Source organism: Psychrobacter alimentarius (assembly GCF_001606025.1).
Taxonomy (GTDB): Bacteria; Pseudomonadota; Gammaproteobacteria; order Pseudomonadales; family Moraxellaceae; genus Psychrobacter; species Psychrobacter alimentarius.
In genome coordinates, this window is sequence record NZ_CP014945.1 from 383,182 (window position 1) to 402,571 (window position 19,390).

Sequence of the window (19,390 nt, forward strand, 5' to 3'; positions counted from 1 at the left end):
AAAGTCTGGCTTATGCCAGCTCATCTAAGCGAATACGTACCACTTTATCAGTAATCGTATCCAATTTTTCGATTTTTGCGATGGCCAGATTCATCTGGCTCTCTACCACAGGCAAGGTCAAAATAATCACAGGTACTTGACCGACTTTGTGCGCAGGCTTTTGTAAAATCGCATCGATATTAATACCAGCATCGCTTAGGATGCGAGTGATATCGGCCAGTACGCCAGGGCTGTCATAAGCATGTACACGCAAATAATAACCCGTGATCATTTGTTCTGAACGTAGTATTGGTGTGTCTGACAGCTGCTCAGGTATAAACGCCAAATGCGGCACATGATGACCATGGTTTTTTTGATCACTGTTGCTTTGGTTGTTATTGTCTTTGCTGCCTAAAACGCGAACCAAATCCATCACGTCAGCCATTACAGCAGAAGCGGTTGCACCTGCGCCCGCGCCATCACCACAATACAATGTCTGACCTAGCGGGTGTGAGTTGACCAAAACCGCATTTTTTACACCATTAACATTGGCAAGCAACGCATCTTGCGGGATCAGCGTTGGATGAACTCGTAACTCGATACCAGCAGCCTCTGAATCGCCATTGCCATCACGGCGCACAGCAAAACCTAAGTGCTTGATACGGTAACCCAGCTCTTCAGCATAGCTGACATCTTGTAAAGTGATGCCTGTAATTCCCTCACAGTAAACACTATCAAACTGTAATGGGACACCAAAAGCTATAGAGGCAAGGAGTGCCAATTTATGCGCAGCATCAATACCTTCAACATCAAACGTTGGATCTGCCTCAGCATAACCCAGTTCTTGTGCTTCGACCAATACGTCTGCAAATGGGCGACCTTTGTCACGCATTTCAGTCATGATAAAGTTGCCAGTACCGTTGATGATACCAGCCAGCCAATCGATTTTATTGGCAGCCAATGCTTCACGCATCACTTTAATGATAGGAATGCCACCTGCGACCGCTGCTTCATAAGCGACGTGGACATTGTTTGCCTCAGCGAAGGCAAAAATCTCATTGCCGTGTTCTGCCAATAGCGCCTTGTTTGCCGTAACCACATGCTTGCCATGTTGGATGGCTTGCATAATGACGTCTTTTGCTAAGGTAGTCCCGCCAATCACTTCAATAACGATGTCAACGTTATCGCTTGCTGCAATTGCCATCAAGTCGCTGTTTTGCATAATATTGGCATCGATATCATCACGCTGGCGACGGGTACCTACTTCGGTAATAATAATATCGCGGCCACAACGGCGCTTTAGCTCGTCTAAGTTGTCATTAATGAGATGGATTACGCCTGTTCCGACGGTGCCCAGACCAAGTATCGCTAGTTTGATGGAGTTACTCACAGTATCCTCAGAAGGTTAGATATAATGGTGCACTTCTAAAACTGTGACAGCGTCAAACCCACTTTGGGTATATACGATTGCACGTGTGTTGACGGTCGCAGTGTTTACCTATGCTCCATTATCGTTGAATAGAAAATCGTTGAATAAAAGATATTCAAACAAAAGCGTGCTGATTTTACATCGTACTTCATCGTATCATACCGACAAGCAGGAGTGACGTCTACACAATGTCGCTTAGTGAATGGATAACAAAAAGTATCCAATCATTATCCATTAATTAGCGCCTACTGCTTCTGCCAGTTGGGCCGCAGGTAGATAGCCGCCCACTTGCTCTCCAGTTTCTGTAAAGACAGCTGGTGTACCGCGCACACCCAATCTTGCACCCAATGCCATATGCTCTTGAACTGGATTGGCACAGCTAGGTGCTTGTACATCGGCACCCATTTTTGCTTGGTTCATGGCCGCATTACGATCTTGACTACACCAAATCGCTTCCATTTTTGGCACCGACTCTTGGCTACGTGGCCATGCCAAATAACGCACTTCGATACCGCGTGCATTGATATCGTCCATCTCTTCATGCAGCTTACGGCAATAACCACAGTCAGCATCGGTAAAGGCATAAATAACAGATTTGGTTTCGCCTTTCGCCGGATAAATAATCATCTCTTTTTTATCAACCGCTTTTAGCGCTTCCTGTGCAGTCTTAGCAGTCAAGGCTGCACTGATATCTACTGGCTGAGCTTCGCCAACAGCAATGATTTGACCTTGAATAATGTGCTTGCCAGACTTATCGGTAAAGAAAGACGGTAGACCTTCCGCCGTTACCCAATAAATCCCATCCATATCGGTCGGTACAGCGGACACAATACGCTCTTCGATACCAGAGGCCGTCAAATTTGTTTGTAAGGCTTCTACCACGGCTGGATCATTATCCGCGGCTACTTTAGCAGAACTGACTTTGGTTGTTGCTGCATTGACCACACTGCTATTGCTGGTCGCGTCTGCCGCATTGTTTGAGCAGCCAGCGGCAACAATGACCAATAAAGCACTCATCATAAAACGAGATAGAGTGGTTCGAGAAAAGCGATCAGCGGCAACGAGATTTTTGCTAAGAGGAGAGGGCATATGGGTTTCCTATAGACACTATGTTTAAGTATGTCTAATCATAAATGCGCTCTAAAAAGAGCGATAAATTGTAAATAGTCATGCGTATCAATGAGGGATTAAAAACCAACTATAAAGATGTTTTTACAACTTATTGATAATAAAAGATAGGTGACAATATCATCTATATTACCATATTTATGATAAATAATAGCCAACAGCGATTAGGACACTTGAGCAAATAATGGGGAGATTACTGAGGGTGGCGACGAACGAAAATTGCAAAATAAGATACATTTATACTATGTCATATTGTTACTCGTCTATGTAGGCTACTGCTAATAAGACATGTTTGCAAATTTGTATAAAAACCCTTTTATTTTTAATATTTGCAAACTGTCTATTTATTTTATTCTAAAAATTGCGCTAAGGAGCACATACATATGGCAGGTGCCAGTCTACTAACCTTACTTGATGATATCAGTGTGATATTGGATGACGTTTCTGTCATGACAAAAGTCGCTGCCAAAAAAACCGCTGGTGTACTGGGTGACGATTTGGCACTGAATGCTGAGCAAGTCTCTGGTGTCAAAGCCAATCGCGAGTTACCAGTGATTTGGGCAGTAGCCAAAGGCTCACTGGTTAATAAACTGATTTTAGTACCCGCAGCGCTATTGATCAGTGCTGTCTATCCCCCTTTAATTACCTTTTTATTGATGTGTGGCGGCTTATTTTTGGTATATGAAGGTGCAGAAAAAATCATACATCGATTTTGGCCACATGCATTGCTGCATGATGAAGAGCAAAACGCACGCCGAAAAGCCAATGCTGATGAGACTGTAGATTTGGTCGCTTTTGAAAAAGAAAAAATCAAAGGCGCGATACGGACAGATTTTATTTTATCCGCTGAGATTATCGTCATTGCACTAGGCTCAATGGTGAGCGCCACTTTGCTAGAGAGAAGCTTAGCCTTATCTATTTTAGCGATAGGTATCACTATTGGTATCTATGGCCTAGTGGCTGGTATTGTCAAAATAGATGATGCAGGTTTGCATCTGATGGAGCAAGAAAGTAGCTTCAAGCAAAAACTGGGTAAGCTGATGTTTGCTGCTGCGCCCAAATTGATGAAGTTTTTGTCCATCGCTGGTACCTTAGCGATGTTCCTAGTCGGAGGAGGCATCTTAGTACACGGTATTAGCTTCTTGCATCATGGAGTAGAAGACATCGCTCATCTGACGGGTATTTTTGAAAGCTTGACCGCCGCCATTTTAAATGGGGTTATTGGTTTTATCATTGGTGCAATAGTTGTCGCTATTTTGACGGTCATTGGTAAGATGCGTGGTAAAGATGATCATGCCTCATCGGCCCATTAATCATAATCACACGACCTTATAATAAAAAGCCCCAAAGTTGTTATCAACTTTGGGGCTTTCTTGTTTTACCTTATACAGCTAGGGTTAGCTTTCATTGTTTGCATCGTCAGCTTCTAGCTTTTCAGCTTGCGTTGGCTTTTTATGGTCAACTTTTGGCTTACGGCTGCGTGCTTTTGGCACTTTTGGCGTGGTTAGATTAAACATACCTGTCTGTGGTAACAGTTGCTCTGCCACATTCTCAATCATGTTTTTATAACTGGCAATTGTGGTTTTTGATTTGGCCGCCTGACTGTCTTCTTTGATCGGTTGTTCAACCTCAGAGGCAGTTGCTTGCTCAGTGCTCGCAACGCTAGCAGTTTCCACATTATCAGTGTCGATACCTGTGTGTTCTGCTTCTACGCTTTGAGTACCCACATTTTTATTATCAGCTTGCTTGTCATCCGCCTTTGATAGCGTTTGATCGGCTTCCAATAACTGCTCACTATCCATACTGACATCATCTGTCTGCGCTTGAGTGGTCAGAGCCGTTGCTTCGACATTGTGAGCCTCAACATCACTCACATCTTGTTCAGAAGCTGCTTGTTGAGACTCAGCGACTGATTCATTATCGGTCTTTGCTGCTGTCTCTATACCTTTTTCAGACGCAGTACTTTGGTTCGCTGATTCCTGATAATCAGGATGCTGACCGCGTGGATCATTGCTTGCACGTTTGCCAATAGCACGTGGTTCAACGTCTGTCTTACCTTGCGCGGCGGCAAACTGACTGACGGCTTGCGTCATTGCTTCAAAGCGCGTTAGATAATCCACGGTCAAGGGCTGATAGCCATAGTTGCTAAAGTCAAAGCTTTTACCAGCAAGATCAGTAGAGTGCTGATTATCGCTTGTAGCGCTTGCAACATCGGCGCCATTATCAGCATTTTGCGCTTGCTTAGCAAACAAGGCAATGGTTTCGATAAAGCAATGAATCACGCCTTCTTCTGCCAAGCGAGTTTGCGCTTCTGGTAGCGTGGCACGGATGAACTCACCAACTGTACCGCGAATTGTAAGTGCACTTATCACAGCTTTTGGTTTTTGAGACACTGGTGCTTGCACCTGCTGGCTGCGGACCACACGTGGATCGTTACTGGCCTGACCAAACTTCTCAGCCGTTACATAGCGTGTGGCAAATAGAGCATCATGAGTCAGCTGAAGGGCAGAGTTACTGGTCGCATGAGCATCATCAGAGCTGTTGCTTTCTTGAACCTTAGGCGCTGTCTTTGCACTGGTGTCTACCTTCGCATCAATAGCAACATCTGCTTTTTGATGGGTTTTTTGATGCTTCGATGAGGTTTGATCCTCATCAATTTTGGCATCAGCTGACGTCAGGTTTTCAGTTTGATGCTCCGCAACCTGCTTTGATGTTGGCTGCTTCTCTGTAGCAGAGGCTTTTCCATCATCATGGTCAGCTTTAGATGCACTTGTTTGTGCTTTCTCTTCAGTCACTTTTACCTTAGCGTCGTCAGATTTAGGCTCATCAGTTTTTGCAGTCCCTTTATCTGTCACTGTTGGCTCAGCACTTTTTTCAACAGAATGTTGTGCCTCACTATTCTGTTGATTAGTACGTGCGTTTGTTGCCTCGTCTTTCGACACATCATTGGCTTCGCTCTGTTTTTTCACAGGGGGCTGCTTTGTCTGAGTAGACTTGCTGTCATCTAGAGAAAGATGCACGACCTCTGGTGTCTTGAGCGCAACTGGTGCTTCATTGACCTGTAGTACTACTTCATTAGGGTCTTGATTGCGGCGCCCGTTCGCCGAATTCTTACTGCCGTTAGACTCTTTACTCGTCTGCTGGCTTTGTTGCTGAACATTATCAGCCGTTAGCGTTTCGCCGCGCTCTAGCTTGCCACGTGAGCCGCGTTGACTGTGCGACTTACGCTTAGTACGAGTTTGTTCAGCGGCTGCATTATCGCTTTTATCTTCAGAGTCATTACGCTCATTTGCATTGCGTTTGTTGTTCTGCTGATTGTTGTCTTGGCGATTACTGTCTTGACGATTGTTGCGATTACGGTCATTAGGACGTCTGTTGTCCTGCTGACGCTTATCTTGATTATCAGACTGTTTGTCATCGCCATTGTGTGGAGTTTGGCTATCAGTATTGTCATTTACTTCAGTATTGGCGTCATCTGTCTGCTCTTTTCTTTGACGAGGCTTAGATGATCTGGACTTACGTGACTTACGTCTTCTTCTATCTTCGTTATTACTGTCGTCTGTATCACTGTCCGAAGTACGGCGAGCCTGCTGACGATTGGCATTGCTCTCTGATGATTCGGTATCTTTCTTTTGCGAGTCATTTTGCTGAGTGACAGGTGTACTATTGGAGGCAGTGTTTAACGCATTGCTATCTACTTGTCCAAACGAACCCAAGCTTTGTGCACCAGTATTAACCAATGCTTCAATCGCTTCTGCGGCATCTCGGCTACTGACACTAGGTGTTGTGGTGGCTTGCGGGGCTTGGGCAAACAGGTTGGATAACCAAGCAACGGCTTGCGGCTGGGCATTTGCAGCGGTGCTAGCTGGCTGCGGCGCTACTGGCGTGGCGGCAACACTTTGGCTGGGCTGCGGTGCACGCGTGGCAGGAGCATTATTGGTATTTTTATGGTTACGATGATCGTTGCTATAATTGGTACTATGCTCAACGGTATCACTTTGCTTACTAGCAGCTTTATTTTCTGCCGCCTGACGTGGCTGACGCGTTGGCTGCTGTTCTGGACGCTCTTTTTCAGCCGTTTGCCAATCGACATTGTAGCCAAGATCACTGTGTTCTTGTTGTTGAGTATCCGTGATACGCTCATAGCTCGATGGTGCAAAACCATCACGGTTGAAATGCAGCTTAAAGTTAGGCGATTCTAGATGCGCGTGTGGCAAAATCGTGATACGAGTGCCGCTATCTTGTTCAAGATAAACCAAACTATCGCGCTTTTCATTTAATAAGAAGGCAGCGATGTCTGTTGGTACTTCTGCTTGCACTTCACCTTGACGCTCTTTTAACGCAATTTGCTCAATCTGGCGCATGATCGATAGCGACAATGAACGCAAATCACGAATCATACCGTTGCCATGGCAGCGTGGGCAGATATAACCCGTTGACTCTTCCAACGACGGACGCAAGCGCTGACGGCTCATCTCCATCAGACCAAATTTAGAGATATCACCGAACTGGACGCGCGCGCGATCATATTTGGTGGCATCGACCAATCGCTTTTCGACTTCTTTTTGATGCTTATTGTCATTCATGTCAATGAAGTCAATAACAATCAAACCACCCATGTCACGCAGACGTAGCTGGCGGGCAATTTCGTCGGCGGCTTCTAAGTTGGTATGGTAAGCCGTTTCGGCAACGTCTGAGCCTTTGGTCGATTTGGCTGAGTTGATATCGATAGATACCAAAGCTTCCGTTTGATCGATCACAATTGAGCCGCCTGATGGCAGACGTACTTCACGCTGATAAGCGGTTTCGATTTGTTTTTCGATGTTAAAGCGCGAAAACATCGGCTCATAATCGGTATATTTGCGTAATTTTTCTGCTTGTTTTGGCATGACTGCATCAATGAAACCTGCCGCTTCGATATAAGCGTTTTCGTTATCGATCCAAATCTCAGCAATATCATCACGCAGATAATCACGGACAGCACGTGTGACCACGCCCGCTTCTTGATGAACCAAGCGCGGTGATGGATATTTTTGGTTTTGTTCTTGAATGGCTTGCCAGATATTGAGTAGATGGTTCAAATCGTGCTGTAAGTCTTCTTGGGTTTTACCAATACCGGCGGTACGAATAATGACGCTCATACCTTTTGGTAGATCAAGATTGCTCAGCATACGCTTCATGTCTTCACGCAGTTTACCTGAGATTTGACGCGAGATACCACCGCCACGAGGGTTGTTTGGCATCAATACCAGATAGCGTCCCGCCAATGATACGTAAGTCGATAAGGCAGCGCCTTTGTTGCCGCGCTCTTCTTTTTCTACTTGGACGATCAGCTCGTCGCCTTCTTTAATAAGTTTTTTGATGTTTTCATCACGTGGATTGCCGCTTAAATACTCAGCAGAGATTTCACGAATCGGCAAAAAGCCTTGGCGCTGTGAGCCATATTCGACAAACACCGCTTCAAGCGATGGCTCGACACGAGTCACATGGCCTTTATAGATGTTGGATTTTTTTTGTTCACGAGTACGGTTTTCTAAGTCAAAATCGTACAGATGATTGCCTTTGCATAAGGCGACACGAATTTCTTCGTTTTGAGTAGCGTTGATCAAGATGCGTTTCATATTGGTATCCTATGAGTACGCACAACAACGATTCGACGAGCTTTTTAGCGGGTGACAAGTATGGCCAATGGTTACATTAGCGTTGACGGATTTTCATTAACAGTAGAACGTAAATGGTGGATTTCATAAAACACATTGGTTTTTCAATGGCTTGTTTTTACCTAAAACTATTAGCATTGCTAATATTGTCAATGCGAATATAAATGCTATAGGGTGTAAGGCTATACATTTATACTCTATTATTGGTAGGCTTGGTCCAAATTTTAGTGCGTAAGCATACTTAAACTATCAGTGAGCTAAATCATCAGTAAGTTCTTATGGTCGCTAAGCGTGCACACTTTGTAAGAGTGAGAGGCTCAATTACTGACTTAAAAATACTGATACTGAAGCAGTATCGTGCTGTTGCAATTCATCCATCAAAGTCTAGCAATAATATCGCTGTGAGCAGAGCTGCTGTTAGAAGATCAATTGTATAAAACAGTCGTATCAGCAGTTATTCATTTAGGTAAAGCAATTGGTTACACTTTATTTATCGTTCTGTCATACATCACGTCAATAATATCTGGGGCGTTTTAACATTAAGTATCGCAGCTTCAGTGATCAGCGGGGCGTACTTGGCAAACAGAATACACAACCAAACTATCGGCATGGTGCTGTATTTACATCTTATTCATCGTTGTCTGTTTGACCACCAATACTTAGGCAGCTATCGATATACTTCTCGATCCTAACGTTAAACCATCCATACTTGCTCAGCTTTGCTCGCGTAAGAGACCATCAGATAAGTAATTATTAAATAATAAATAGTTATCGAATAAAGTCGTTGTCATGCGGGTTGTGAGTCAATGTCGTGTCATTATCAGTCAATGAACCGGCATTTTGCCAAATTCAATCACATTGATTTTATGAGCACAAAGGTATGTAGTGTCACTATTTATTTTATAGCACTGACGATCTCGTGTAATTGATTACAATCAGTGCGGTTTCCTCAATTTATGGGGGCTTATCTATGAATATCTATCATTGATATCTGCAAATAAACAATGCGCCCTAAAATCAGATGAAACGTCCAATCTCTACAGGGTATATAGCGTATACCACTCTACTAACAAGTAGTAAAAATAGTCATAAACTATCTGAAACAACAATGATTATTGCTACAGCTTCTGCTTAATTGTCGCTCAACATGCTAAACTATAACAAATCTTTGTGTAAATACCTAACTAAAAATGACGAACTCAAAAATGACTGATGAAGCCCCTGCTCACGAAGCCCCTGCTATTTTCAATAGCAAAACACGCCCGCAAAGCGCTGACGATGAGATCAGCAACTTTGGCAAGGTGAACTACCTTGAAGTCACACGCCATCAGCACGACCAGCGTTTGGATAACTTTTTGCTCAATCGCTTAAAAGGCTTGCCAAAATCACACATCTATAAAATGATTCGCTCTGATGAGGTGCGCGTTAATAATAAGCGTTGTAAAGCGCATGATCGAGTACAGCGTGAAGATGTGGTTCGTATTGCCCCTGTGGAGCTGGCAACGCGTGACAAGCCAATCATCAGCACCGAGTTTGCCAACAGCTTGCTGGCGCGTGTGGTTTATGAAGATGAAGGCATGATGGTTCTCAACAAACCTTCTGGCATTGCGGTGCATGGTGGTAGCGGTCTGGACTTTGGTGTCATCGAAGCCATGCGCGAAGTGACAGGTAAAAAATACCTAGAGCTGGTACATCGTATCGATAAAGATACCTCAGGGCTGCTCATGATTTCCAAAAAACGTTCAGCGCTCAAAACGTTGCAGCAGCATTTGGTGGATAAAACCATTCAAAAGCATTATTTATGTCTGGCAAAAGGTCAGCCTGTGCTTAATGAACAACGTATTGATGCACCATTGCTACGCTATACCCTTGCCAGTGGTGAGCGCCGTGTCAAAATTGACGCTCAAGATCCGCAAGCCAAAGAAAGCCAAACAGATATCATCGTCCATCATCGTTTTATGCTGGCAGACCAACCCGTGAGCTTGATCGAAGCCAAGCCACTGACAGGTCGTACCCATCAAATCCGTGTGCATTTGGCCCATATCGGTCATGCAATCTTAGGAGATGATAAGTATAACGTACACGACAAATCAGGTGTCCACCGTCTGTGCTTACACGCGTGGCGCTTAGATATTCCAGGCTACGAAACCATCACAGCGCCATTGCCAGATGACATGGCAGACTGGTTGCCAGAGCAAACTAAATTGCCTGAGTAAGACTGAAACGTAGAAATCATTATCCAAAGACTGATTCTATTGAAAAATATCTTCTTAAACGTCACGATACCTTATTATTAATGCTTAATAATTTGCCGTGACGTTTTTGTATCTACTATTTATTACTGCTATTCGCTAAGGTCAATTCATGAGTAAGTCATCCATCGCCCACAATCGAGTACCTACTAAGACCGGCCTGTTACCAGACCATCATCTTTTAGCAGATAAAACGCTGATTATTTTTGATTGGGATGGCACGTTGATGGATTCAATTGGCTTGATTGTTGAGTCTATGCATGTGGCAGGAGAAGCTCATGGGTTTCAGACGACGGATAAAGAAGTACAAGATATTATTGGACTGAGCTTGATGAATGGTATTGAGATTTTATACCCTCAAGCGAATGACGCGCAAAAGCTCGCCATTCAACAAAGTTATGCGGAGTATTATATTCCCAATAGTCATCGCACGCCGTTCTTTAAACCAATAGAAGATATGCTTCAGAGCTTACAACATCAGGGAAAAAGCCTTGCGGTCGCCACTGGCAAAAAAAGAAAAGGGCTGGATCGAGTATTGGACGCCTCTAACAGCCATCATTATTTTGTCATGACACGCTGTGCTGATGAAGCAGGATCAAAACCTGATCCGCAAATGCTGACCGACATTTTGAATGACACACAGCAGCCAATCGCCAATGCCGTTTTTATTGGTGATAGCATTTATGATATTCAGATGGCCACGCAGTTAGGAATGACCAGTATCGCAGTGAATTATGGTACAGCATCAAGTGCAGAGCTTGCCGCTCAGCAGCCGACTTATCAAGTGGATACGCCGCAGGCCTTAGTAGATCTATTATGTGGATAGTGCAAAAAGCTATAACTGTTCAATAAATACACCAATCAAAAAGGGTTTATCGCAAATAACGATAAACCCTTTTTTATGACAGACGGTGCTTAGTTAGCGCTTTTTTACTTATCGGTATCTTGTGCAACATTTAATAATTCATTGTCGCCATTTTCAGTCTCGTTTGGCTCACTAAGATCGGTCTCAATGAGTTTGTCATCGTTAAGCTGATAGTCATACCAGTTACCCATCACGCCTGCCAACTCATCCAAACCTTCTTTTCGTAAAGCAGAAAAGAGTTGAATGGTGCACTTTAATCCCAGTTTTTTAAGTCTTTTACGAGTATTGAGAAGGGCGTTTTTAGAAGCGCCATATTTTAGCTTATCTGCTTTAGTGAGCAAGATATGTACAGGCAGCTCGCCATCTTTGGCCCAGTGCAGCATTTGCTCGTCAAAGAACTTGAGGGGATGACGAATATCAGTCATCAATACCAAACCTGCAAGACTTGAGCGGGATACCAAATATTCTTCTAGCTCCACCTGCCACTCTTTTTTCATCTCAAGCGGCACCGCAGCATATCCATAACCCGGTAAATCAACCAATCTTCTATCCGTACTGCCAATACTAAAGAAGTTAATCATCTGCGTACGCCCAGGTGTTTTAGAGGAGCGTGCCAGCTGGCGCTGATTGGTCAAGGCATTAATAGCCGAAGATTTGCCTGCGTTTGAGCGTCCTGCAAAAGCAACCTCTAATCCTATATCAGGGGGACAGAGTCGAAAGGTAGGCGCTGAGGTCATAAATTCTGTTTGCTGAATTTTTTGACGAGATTTGGTGTTGAACAACGCATGTTCTGCGGCAACATCTGTAAACGGGGTACTCATAAATGGCTCATTAATCTTTAAAAAATGGATACGGTCGTGAAATTTAGTCCGCTGACTATTTTGATGGAACATGAGGCAGAAGAACTATATACAGGGATGAGAAATTATCTGAAAAATCTATGGTCTTATAAGTAATCAGACAGTCATCTTATATTATCGACTATTCTATACTATTACAGGTCTTACTGATTGAAATAACGACGATTAACATCATATAAATGTCATCGTAACATTAAGTCTCACCAGTCATTTTTAGAATTTATCGCTCGCTAAAACACGTTACCAAAGCCAAACTATATTTATCTGGGTTTATATGACATACATTGTTACAATGTTTATTAAGATATGTTTAGTTAACTATATTGAATGAATGCCGTTTAATAAAATGATTGATTAAACGAATGACGCACTAAATGGAGGTGTCCTATGTTCTCAATCACCACGCTTCTCAACCAAACTCATCGTCTTTTAATTGGTAGCGGCGCTGCCTTACTATTAGGGGGTGCGATGATGACTAGCGCTAGTGCGGCCGACATCGCTACTACCTATGATAACTCATGTGCCGCCTGTCATGATAGTGGGGCGCTAAATGCTATTAAAAAAGGGGATAGTGCCAAGTGGCAGCAACTTATGAAACAAAAAAGTATGCCGGCCCTGATTAATTCAGTGAAAAATGGGATGACTCAAATGCCAGCTGGTGGTCTCTGTAACAATTGTAGCGATGATGATTATCGTAAGCTGATTGAATATATGAGCAAGTAATAGACTTATTGGCACCACCAAACCCTACAAAATAGGGAGGTAAGAACTTAGGCAGTAAATGCACTTTATATTTGGCGCTTGCTTTGATACGTCGTTGAAAAACTGATGAATGTAACGATTAAGTAGGCAAATACTACAAAGTCTTGCTATAATAATTAAAAATAAACCCTGATGTTAGTAAGTACTTTCAGACTGCTTGTGTCCAAGACCTTAAAATACATGTCTGCCTATTAAGAAAGGGGTAGCTTATACTAGGTATCTTATCAGTACAATCACTCTAAATAATGCTTACGCCGAGCTAGTAGGATTTGTATCAATGAAAAAGTTAATCGCTGCTGCCAGCTTATGCGTTGCAAGTTTCAGCGTACAAGCTGCTATTATTGTTCCTGAATACGATGTCAATGCTGGTAAGCAAGTTGCAGAAGCTGTTTGCGCGGCTTGTCATGGTGTCGACGGTGTCAGTGTGGTTCCTGCGCAGCCTAATTTAGGTGGTCAAAACGTAAAGTATCTTTATAAACAGTTGGTCAACTTTAAAGCAGGTTACCGTAAAAATGGTATCATGCAATCGCAAGTAGCAAACCTGTCTCAACAAGACTTAGCCAATGTCGCTGGTTACTATGCCAGTCAAGCGCCTTGGGGTGTGGGTTTTGGTAATCCTGCAACCAATCAAGAAGCAACCAAGCTTTTCTTGGGTGGTGATAAGTCGCGCGGTGTGATTGGTTGTGCAGGCTGTCATGGTCCAGATGCCGCTGGTAATGTGTGGGCTGCGTTTCCAAAACTCGGTGGTCAGCATGCTCAATATATCGCCACTCAGCTAAAACTATTCCGTGCCGCAGGTCGTGTGGATGATATTGATAGTGATGAGCAAAAACGTGTCAACGATGCTGCAAAAGAAGGCGAGATGGGTATGATGCAGACAGTGGCATCAAAACTGTCGGATCGTGACATTCGTGTCTTGTCAGACTACATCAGCGCTATTCACTAATTCATTGGTATCACTTACAGTACGTGGTGCTGACTTTTTGATTTAAGTTGCGCGCCACTTGAGCACACATTGGTTATTATTTAGTTACTAAACCCCGATTTCGGGGTTTTTTTATAACTGTCCGTCCCCTATATTATAGAGACAATATCAAAGTAAAATCATATACAGGCGTTTGCCATTGCTCTGTGTGATTATACATTGTCGTTATTCCCTTTAGATCGTTTGGATTTATATTATGATGATCCGTTATGCTTCTTACTTTATTGCCGCATTGCTACCGTTACTACTATTCCGCTGGTTTGTGCCAGCATCAGTTGGCGAAATCGATTTTTGGCTGCTCTGGCTATTAGCCATGATAGTGGTATCACTGCCTGTCGTTTATGCCGAAATAGCATTGGCGTATCGAAGTGTTGATGCACCATTAGCAGGTATGCAAAAGCTTACTCGCGAAGCGGATGCCAGTCCAGTGTGGCGCAGTTTTGGTTGGTTGGCAGCGCTCGTGTCTATTGTTATCGCCGCCTTAGTAATATCTGGTGCTAGCACGGGTGTATTGGCAGCCCTGACGGAACTTAATAGCGTGCCTGATGTGCCAAGCTTTGCGTTAGCAGCAGGTTTAATTGTCATCACTGTGTTGCTGAGTTTGCTAGGCGTTGCACCTTTACCTATTGGACTCGGGTTAATGGTGGTAGGACTGCTAATGGGTCTGGCAAACGGCTTACCTACGACTCACTTTGCTATGACTGGCATTAATTTAAGCGAGTGGGCACGTGCTGTGGCATTAGCATTGGTCAGTGTAGGCGCAGGTACCGGTTTATATTGGTTCGGTCAAAATCTGGTCGCCAAACAAGTAATCACAGCAAACACCCATAATGTGCAAAAGCGTGCGACCAGCGAGTATCGTGCTACCAAGTCGGTATTACCGATTTGGATATTGCAATTGTTGGTTGGGGTAGTGGTGCTACTACTTAGTGGCATGGCAGTGCCGCCGATTGGGCAGCTTTTATATTGGGGCGGCGTATTGTTTGTGGCCAGTTACTTGCTGCACTATAGTACTCAGCAGTTAGCGCATAAGTTTGGCCTAATGATCAGTTTGATGGCTACTTTTGTATTGGCATTGGTATTAGTAGTGGCTGTTCCGACTACGTGGCTAGTCGGTATTTTGGTCATTGTGAGTACGGTAGCCGTCTTATTGCTGTCAATCTTCGCAGGCTGGCAAATGAAAATCAGTCATTTACGTAAGTCATTGAACTTTGGTAATGAAGCATTTTATAACTTATGGCGGGTGGCGATACGTTTGGTCGTGCCATTAGCACTTTTATTAGCGCTAATAGGTTGGGTAATGCAGTGGTTGAGCTAACGGTGGACAGTCACGATAAAGACAGTCATGAGGCGGCAATAGGGTCTGAGCAACCCATAGTAATAACCGTATATTTGGCATATGCCGAGGATGCAAAGCGTCAGCATTATCTGACTTTACCGGTGAGTCAAGGCAGCAGTTTATATGACGCGCTTGAGCAGGCAGATTGGCTAGCGAAGTTTCCAGAGCTTGCAAGCTGGTGTCAAGAGGTTATGGACAATGCCACACCAACCGCAAAACAATGGCATGTTGGCGTCTATGCAAAAAAACAGCCGCTTAGTTATATATTGCAGCCGCTTGATCGTATTGAGGTATATCGTAGCTTAAGCGCTGATCCAATGTCTCAGCGCAAAAGCAAATCTCGTGGTTAATAGAACAGTCTTTAGAGTCAGTTTCTACTATTAAGAAATTGATAGCAATTAAGAAGCTGGCAGACTGTCAATACCTTCGATACGATTAACCAAACCGTTGTCATCGAAGTAAATAACCAAATGCTGGCTGGCATCTTTGACATCAGCGATACCTTTGCGGCGTCCTTCTGTACCAGCTTGATAGTCGTAAATATAGTCCCAACGCTTGGGTTCAAGTGTGTCCCTGATGGCTGGACTACCAAGAATATAGAGCACTTGGTTTTGGTTCATACCCACTTGTATTTTTTGTGCTTGGGTTTGAGTAATCGCCGTGCCTTGTGGCAAATCAATCTTATAAACACTCAATAATGAGCAGCCAGACATCGCAACAGCAGCGCTAAGCATACTGGTGATAGCAATCTTGCGTAATGCGCTGGTACGGCTTAATGGACGAAAATTTAATGTCTTTATCATGGTAAGATGACTCATAAGCAATGAATTAGGCGCGGCCAAAGTTGATTGAAGCTGATCTGACCGATAATCTTGGACAAATGATACGTCATTTACTTGCAATTTCCTACCACTTACGACATTATTTACCAAACACTACCTGAGTAGGTTTATTATTTATATTTTAAATTCATGGACTTGCATTCATATTCCAAAAAATAAGAGCGTGGCCATTTATTTACAAAAACTCAGTGAGTCCTTATTAAAAAATTTTATATTGAATAGAAAATAATCACTAACGATTGTTTATTTTATATTTTTGGATTTTTATTTGCTAAGACTGTCACAGTCAGAAGGAATATTATGGCTTCTTTTACCAATCAAGATTTACGTAAAGCCGGCTTAAAGGTTACGTTACCTCGTATCAAGATTTTAGAGTTGCTTGAAAGTGCTGAGTTGCATCACATGAGTGCAGAAGAAATTTATAAGGCGCTGATTGATCAGGGCGAGGATGTGGGCCTAGCGACTGTTTACAGAGTATTAACGCAGTTTGAGCAAGCAGGAATCGTCGAACGCCACAACTTTGAAAACAATTTATCTGTGTTTGAGATTACTCAAGAAGGTCATCACGATCATCTGGTTTGTGATGTTTGTGGCAAGATTATAGAATTTCATAACGAAGTAATCGAAGAAGAACAACTCAAGGTAGCAGAAAAACATGGTTTTAAACTGTCGGGCCATTCATTGGTATTATATGGCATTTGTAATAACCAAGAATGTCGAGATAGTGCCAAATAATCAGGCCTAGCTTGACTTTCTCAAGCCAAAAATGAGCATTGCCCTCAAACTAAAAAAAGCCTTTATTAGTGATAATAAAAGGCTTTTTTTGTGATGAAAGGTTTTGCTCTGTTGTAAGGAGGACAGGTTAAAAATATCTAAGTGATGTCTAACGATAAACTATCAGCGCCTTCGTCCAGATTCGCCATACCATTTTTACTACTTAGTTTGATTTTTAAGCGTAAGTCATTGGGAGAATCCGCATGAAGAATCGCTTCTTTGTATGTGATTTCTCCTTGCTCATATAAGTCAAACAAAGCTTGATCAAAGGTTTGCATGCCACTCTCACGCGAACGCGTCATGACATCTTTGATTTCATGAACCTCACCTTTACGAATATAGTCACTAATCAGCTGGGAGTTTAATAAAATCTCAATAGCAGCGCGTCGCCCTTTACCATCTGGAGTTGGAATGAGCTGCTGAGCAATAATGGCTTGTAGGTTTAGGGACAAATCCATAAATAGCTGATTGTGACGACTGGTTTCAAAAAAGTGAATAATACGGTCAATGGCTTGGTTGGCATTGTTTGCGTGTAATGTTGCAAATACCAGATGCCCTGTTTCGGCATATTGAATGGCATAGCTCATGACCTCTCGGTTGCGAATCTCACCAATTAAAATAACATCAGGCGCTTGGCGCAAAGTATTTTTTAGACCCGCTTCAAACGAGTGGGTATCGAGACCAACTTCACGTTGGGTGATGATGCAGCCACGATGTTTATGGACAAATTCAATCGGATCTTCAATAGTGATGATATGACCATGAGAATTGTGATTGCGATGTCCGATCATGGCAGCAAGCGTAGTAGATTTGCCTGTACCAGTAGCACCAACCAATAAAATAATGCCTCTTTTTTTCATTGCCAGCTCTTTTAGAGCAGGTGGTAGGCGTAGCTCTTCGACGGTTGGGATTTTATTTTCAATTTTTCGTAAAATCATTCCTGCCATGTCACGCTGTATAAAAGCACTAACCCGAAAACGGGCTTGTTGAGCCTCATCAGAGATAGCAAACTGGCATTCATTGGTCTCTTCAAATTCTTTTTGCTGAGAAGGCGTCATTACCCCTTTGACCAGTCTCATGGTTTGATCAGCACTCAACGGTGTTTTACCTACTGGCAGGATTTTTCCATTTATTTTCATGGAAGGGGCCACATCAGCGGTAATAAAAAGATCAGAGCCATTTTTATTGATCATTAGCTGCAATAGTTTATCAATATCCATATCGTACCTGCACTCGATGTAAATCGATTAAAGAGAAGTCTAAAATTATGTGTTCAAAATCGCTAATAATGATCAGTGAGAATAAATATCCTACATTGCTAATGCTTCTATCAATAACGAAGGGCTGGCAATATAGGATCGATGATACTACAAAAATGCCTCAGGCTGTTTGGCATAAGGGCGAGCCACATCTTTACTGATGGTGCCTTTTCCTACTAAGTTCTTCAAGGTTTGATCAAGGGTAATCATGCCGTCACCTGCCCCAGTCTGAATCGCTGAATACATCTGAGCGATTTTATTTTCACGTATCAAGTTACGAATAGCAGGTGTGCCCAGCATGATTTCGTGTGCAGCAACACGCCCGCCTGTTTGACGACGTAGCAGCGTTTGTGAAATCACCGCTTGTAATGATTCAGATAACATGGCACGAATCATGTCTTTTTCTGCTGCAGGAAATACATCGATAACTCGGTCAATCGTCTTGGCGGCTGAGCTTGTGTGTAGTGTGCCGAATACTAAGTGACCAGTTTCTGCGGCCGTCAATGCCAAACGAATGGTTTCAAGGTCACGTAGCTCACCGACCAAAATAACATCTGGATCCTCACGTAGGGCAGATCGAAGTGCTGGCTCGAAGCCTAATGTATCGCGGTGAACCTCACGTTGGTTGATAAGACTTTTTTTGGATTCATGGACAAATTCAATGGGGTCTTCAATGGTTAAAATATGCTCTTTACGAGTTTCATTGATATAGTCAATCATGGCTGCCAATGTGGTTGATTTGCCTGAACCTGTAGGGCCTGTCACCAATACGACACCACGCTTAAAATCTGAGACACGTTTAAATACATCGCCCATACCCAAATCTTCCATGGTAAGAACTTTAGAGGGAATGGTCCGAAAAACAGCGCCAGCACCACGATTTTGATTAAATGCGTTTACCCGAAAACGGGCCAAATTGGGAATCTCAAAAGAAAAATCTGTTTCAAAAAACTCTTCAAAATCGGCACGCTGCTTATCATTCATGATGTCATAAATAAGCTGATGCACCACTTGATGCGTCATTGACGGCATATTGATTCTAGTCATCTCACCATCGGCGCGAATCATAGCCGGCATACCAGCTGAAATATGTAAATCTGATGCTTTATGCTTGACGGTGAAGCGAAGCAAATCTTCAATACTTAAGGGGTTTTTTTCAGCCATGATCAGATATTCCTATCAATGAAAGTGGGACAAAAGAGCATAGAATATACGGTTGCCAATCGATAGATGCGCTTTTAGAGCAAGGATTTCGA

At 43.2% G+C, this 19,390-nt stretch carries 15 protein-coding genes; 8 read left to right on the plus strand and 7 right to left on the minus strand.

The genetic code is table 11. The annotated features are described in order from the left end of the window. Window positions 1-10: 10 nt before the first annotated feature. Complete coding sequence (locus A3K91_RS01645) at window positions 11-1,369, minus strand: homoserine dehydrogenase (RefSeq protein WP_062843722.1); 1,359 nt, start codon at window positions 1,367-1,369, stop codon at window positions 11-13. A gap of 273 nt (window positions 1,370-1,642) precedes the next feature. After that, complete coding sequence (locus A3K91_RS01650) at window positions 1,643-2,497, minus strand: DsbC family protein (protein ID WP_062843723.1); 855 nt, start codon at window positions 2,495-2,497, stop codon at window positions 1,643-1,645. Between the two features lie 422 nt (window positions 2,498-2,919). Between A3K91_RS01650 and A3K91_RS01655 the strand changes: the two genes are divergently transcribed. Then, entirely contained in the window at window positions 2,920-3,849 is a 930-nt protein-coding gene (locus A3K91_RS01655; protein WP_062843724.1) for a DUF808 domain-containing protein, read from the plus strand. 84 nt (window positions 3,850-3,933) lie between these two features. Here A3K91_RS01655 and A3K91_RS01660 read toward each other — a convergent pair whose 3' ends face one another. After that, window positions 3,934-8,157 carry an Rne/Rng family ribonuclease gene (locus A3K91_RS01660; protein ID WP_062843725.1) on the minus strand — a complete coding sequence of 1,408 codons (4,224 nt, stop codon included), beginning with the start codon at window positions 8,155-8,157 and terminating at the stop codon, window positions 3,934-3,936. Window positions 8,158-9,401: 1,244 nt separating this feature from the next. Between A3K91_RS01660 and A3K91_RS01665 the strand changes: the two genes are divergently transcribed. After that, window positions 9,402-10,412, plus strand: a complete 1,011-nt coding sequence (locus A3K91_RS01665; protein ID WP_062843726.1) for an RluA family pseudouridine synthase — start codon at window positions 9,402-9,404, stop codon at window positions 10,410-10,412. 148 nt (window positions 10,413-10,560) lie between these two features. Further along, on the plus strand, window positions 10,561-11,274 hold the full coding sequence (locus tag A3K91_RS01670) for an HAD family hydrolase (RefSeq protein ID WP_062843727.1): 714 nt from the start codon (window positions 10,561-10,563) through the stop codon (window positions 11,272-11,274). Between the two features lie 104 nt (window positions 11,275-11,378). Here the strand turns inward: A3K91_RS01670 and yihA are convergent, their stop codons facing one another. Beyond that, window positions 11,379-12,134, minus strand: coding sequence for a ribosome biogenesis GTP-binding protein YihA/YsxC (yihA, locus tag A3K91_RS01675; protein WP_084387219.1), 756 nt, complete (start codon window positions 12,132-12,134; stop codon window positions 11,379-11,381). 426 nt (window positions 12,135-12,560) lie between these two features. On the opposite strand from yihA, the gene A3K91_RS01680 reads away from it, so the two are divergent. From A3K91_RS01680 to A3K91_RS01695, 4 genes are all read left to right on the plus strand, one after another. After that, window positions 12,561-12,896 (plus strand): c-type cytochrome, encoded by a 336-nt coding sequence (locus tag A3K91_RS01680; RefSeq protein ID WP_062843729.1) that lies wholly within the window; start codon window positions 12,561-12,563, stop codon window positions 12,894-12,896. A 316-nt stretch (window positions 12,897-13,212) separates the two neighbouring features. Beyond that, window positions 13,213-13,881: a c-type cytochrome gene (locus A3K91_RS01685; RefSeq protein WP_062843730.1), complete on the plus strand. Its 669-nt coding sequence runs from the start codon at window positions 13,213-13,215 to the stop codon at window positions 13,879-13,881. Between the two features lie 235 nt (window positions 13,882-14,116). Then, the gene (locus tag A3K91_RS01690; protein ID WP_062843731.1) at window positions 14,117-15,238 is read left to right on the plus strand and encodes a hypothetical protein; all 1,122 of its coding nucleotides are present in this window, start codon (window positions 14,117-14,119) and stop codon (window positions 15,236-15,238) included. After that, window positions 15,226-15,609, plus strand: a complete 384-nt coding sequence (locus tag A3K91_RS01695) for an RnfH family protein (protein ID WP_228139887.1) — start codon at window positions 15,226-15,228, stop codon at window positions 15,607-15,609. The genes A3K91_RS01690 and A3K91_RS01695 overlap by 13 nt, the downstream gene beginning before the upstream one ends. A 48-nt stretch (window positions 15,610-15,657) precedes the next feature. On the opposite strand, the gene A3K91_RS01700 is transcribed toward A3K91_RS01695, so the two are convergent. Further along, window positions 15,658-16,077 (minus strand): outer membrane protein assembly factor BamE, encoded by a 420-nt coding sequence (locus tag A3K91_RS01700; protein ID WP_062845808.1) that lies wholly within the window; start codon window positions 16,075-16,077, stop codon window positions 15,658-15,660. A 324-nt stretch (window positions 16,078-16,401) separates the two neighbouring features. On the opposite strand from A3K91_RS01700, the gene fur reads away from it, so the two are divergent. Then, entirely contained in the window at window positions 16,402-16,836 is a 435-nt protein-coding gene (fur, locus tag A3K91_RS01705) for a ferric iron uptake transcriptional regulator (RefSeq protein ID WP_062843732.1), read from the plus strand. A 137-nt stretch (window positions 16,837-16,973) separates the two neighbouring features. Here fur and A3K91_RS01710 read toward each other — a convergent pair whose 3' ends face one another. Together A3K91_RS01710 and A3K91_RS01715 are read right to left on the minus strand one after the other, a co-directional pair. Continuing rightward, window positions 16,974-18,095 carry a PilT/PilU family type 4a pilus ATPase gene (locus A3K91_RS01710; protein WP_062843733.1) on the minus strand — a complete coding sequence of 374 codons (1,122 nt, stop codon included), beginning with the start codon at window positions 18,093-18,095 and terminating at the stop codon, window positions 16,974-16,976. 147 nt (window positions 18,096-18,242) lie between these two features. Further along, complete coding sequence (locus A3K91_RS01715; RefSeq protein ID WP_062843734.1) at window positions 18,243-19,298, minus strand: type IV pilus twitching motility protein PilT; 1,056 nt, start codon at window positions 19,296-19,298, stop codon at window positions 18,243-18,245. Window positions 19,299-19,390 lie beyond the last annotated feature (92 nt).

Bases quoted from the DNA above. Each gene is read 5' to 3' on its own strand.
- A3K91_RS01650 (WP_062843723.1), bottom strand. From the start codon at position 2,497: ATGCCCTCTCCTCTTAGCAAAAATCTCGTTGCCGCTGATCGCTTTTCT.
- A3K91_RS01655 (WP_062843724.1), top strand. From the start codon at position 2,920: ATGGCAGGTGCCAGTCTACTAACCTTACTTGATGATATCAGTGTGATA.
- A3K91_RS01660 (WP_062843725.1), bottom strand. From the start codon at position 8,157: ATGAAACGCATCTTGATCAACGCTACTCAAAACGAAGAAATTCGTGTC.
- A3K91_RS01665 (WP_062843726.1), top strand. From the start codon at position 9,402: ATGACTGATGAAGCCCCTGCTCACGAAGCCCCTGCTATTTTCAATAGC.
- A3K91_RS01670 (WP_062843727.1), top strand. From the start codon at position 10,561: ATGAGTAAGTCATCCATCGCCCACAATCGAGTACCTACTAAGACCGGC.
- yihA (WP_084387219.1), bottom strand. From the start codon at position 12,134: ATGAGTACCCCGTTTACAGATGTTGCCGCAGAACATGCGTTGTTCAAC.
- A3K91_RS01680 (WP_062843729.1), top strand. From the start codon at position 12,561: ATGTTCTCAATCACCACGCTTCTCAACCAAACTCATCGTCTTTTAATT.
- A3K91_RS01685 (WP_062843730.1), top strand. From the start codon at position 13,213: ATGAAAAAGTTAATCGCTGCTGCCAGCTTATGCGTTGCAAGTTTCAGC.
- A3K91_RS01690 (WP_062843731.1), top strand. From the start codon at position 14,117: ATGATGATCCGTTATGCTTCTTACTTTATTGCCGCATTGCTACCGTTA.
- A3K91_RS01700 (WP_062845808.1), bottom strand. From the start codon at position 16,077: ATGAGTCATCTTACCATGATAAAGACATTAAATTTTCGTCCATTAAGC.
- fur (WP_062843732.1), top strand. From the start codon at position 16,402: ATGGCTTCTTTTACCAATCAAGATTTACGTAAAGCCGGCTTAAAGGTT.
- A3K91_RS01710 (WP_062843733.1), bottom strand. From the start codon at position 18,095: ATGGATATTGATAAACTATTGCAGCTAATGATCAATAAAAATGGCTCT.
- A3K91_RS01715 (WP_062843734.1), bottom strand. From the start codon at position 19,298: ATGGCTGAAAAAAACCCCTTAAGTATTGAAGATTTGCTTCGCTTCACC.